This window comes from Magnetospirillum moscoviense (genome assembly GCF_001650635.1).
In the GTDB taxonomy this organism is placed as follows: Bacteria; Pseudomonadota; Alphaproteobacteria; order Rhodospirillales; family Magnetospirillaceae; genus Magnetospirillum; species Magnetospirillum moscoviense.
In genome coordinates this window covers 1-1,511 of record NZ_LWQU01000063.1, presented here as the reverse complement: position 1 = coordinate 1,511, position 1,511 = coordinate 1, and the positions used below count along the sequence as shown (strand labels likewise).

At 60.4% G+C, this 1,511-nt stretch carries 2 protein-coding genes and 1 pseudogene; 2 read left to right on the top strand and 1 reads right to left on the bottom strand.

The genetic code is table 11. The annotated features are described in order from the left end of the window. Positions 1-289: 289 nt before the first annotated feature. On the top strand, positions 290-976 hold the full coding sequence (locus A6A05_RS03160; protein WP_068497390.1) for a c-type cytochrome: 687 nt from the start codon (positions 290-292) through the stop codon (positions 974-976). Positions 977-1,002: 26 nt separating this feature from the next. Next, positions 1,003-1,260 (top strand): annotated as a pseudogene (locus tag A6A05_RS22235) (DNA-processing protein DprA); the annotation flags it as partial. Here the strand turns inward: A6A05_RS22235 and A6A05_RS03155 are convergent. Next, positions 1,257-1,511: transposase (locus A6A05_RS03155; RefSeq protein WP_156520870.1), on the bottom strand; the 255-nt coding region annotated here is incomplete at its 5' end. The pseudogene A6A05_RS22235 and the gene A6A05_RS03155 sit on opposite strands and share 4 nt — an antisense overlap.

Sequence of the window (1,511 nt, the reverse complement as noted above, 5' to 3'; positions counted from 1 at the left end):
CTTCCGATCCATCGCGCAAAACCTCCCGCGTTTCCGCCATTCTACACGATATCAATACGAATTGCGAATAGAGCCTATTTTAAAGGTTATCTTATCGCGACGCCGTCAACAAGACGCCTCCGTCGGAACCCGTCAGGGATTCAATCAAATGTGAGCCGTGCGCCAAGGGGCGCCCGGACTTTTGCCCCAGTTACGCGCTTCGCGCATAACCAATTGACCGCGCTCAAGGTCACTTGAAGCGGGATCGGCAACTCTCTGCCGGTCCCGTTTTTCGTTTCGAGGGTGGCCCATGCGCGCGGTTGTGTTGGCTTTGATGGCGTCGTTGGCGGCAGGCGCGGCGGCGGCGCAAAATGCGCCCCCCCCGGTGACGCTTCCCGGCGGCAAGAACTGGAATTTCGACATCGATAACGGCCGCGAGATCATGCGCACCTGCGCCGCCTGCCACGGCGAGTATGGCGAGGGCGGCGGCGGCGGCGTCTATCCGCGCATTTCCGGCATGCACCCCGACTATCTGGCCGAGCAGCTGCGCGCCTTCAAGACGCGCACGCGCGAGAACATCCCGATGTTTCCCTATGCCAACGACCGCGAGCTGCCGGAAAAGGACGTGCTGGACGTTTCGCATTACCTGGCGACCATCAAGCCGCCCAAGCATCCGCCTTCGGACGACGTCAAGATGGACGCCTTCGAGCGTCTGAAGCTGGCCAAGCAGGCGGTGCAGATCCCGCGTGAGCCGGGCGATGCCGACAAAGGCCGCAAGCTTTACGAGGCCGATTGCCTGGAATGCCACGCCCGCGACGGCCAGGGCCGGGTCAAGAAGCCGCCCCTGGCCCAGCAGCACATGAAGTATCTGCAGGCCCAGATCACCTTGTTCCTGTCGGACATGCGCAAGCACGAGGATATCGACGAACTGATCCGCCCCAAATCGGCCGAGGATTGGAAGAACATCTGGGCCCACATCTCGGTGCTTGACGATTAGGGCGAAGGCGCCACCTAGTTCCGGGGAGCTCCTCGTATCCCGAGGCGGTTTTGTCAATGTACGGCCGTAAGGCGCCAGTCTTATGGGCGTTAGGCAACATCGAATTGTTAGGATTTCCCGGTATCGGCTTTTGCGGGTCGAGAAAGGCTAGCGAGAAGGGGATGTCGACGGCAACGGATTGCGCTGAACAGGTGGCGGCGCATGGTTTAACGGTGATTTCTGGAAACGCGGCAGGTGTAGATTTTTTTGCGCATGAGGCTGCCCTAGGAGCTGTGGACACTTAGCGCATCCACAGGATGATGGCGGCGATAGTGACGACGGCGCTGTAGTTGGCTGCCGTCTTCTCATATCGGGTTGCGACGCGTCGGAATTGCTTGAGTTTGCTGAAGCAGCACTCGACCAAGTGGCGCTGGGCATAGAGGTGCTTGTCTAGCGGATGCTTGTGGGCGCGCGACGGGTTGTTGGGGATAACGGCAATGGCGCCCTTGTCGGCAATCATTTGGCGGAAGTGGTCGGCGTCGTAGGCCGTGTCGGC

Bases quoted from the DNA above. Each gene is read 5' to 3' on its own strand.
- A6A05_RS03160 (WP_068497390.1), top strand. From the start codon at position 290: ATGCGCGCGGTTGTGTTGGCTTTGATGGCGTCGTTGGCGGCAGGCGCG.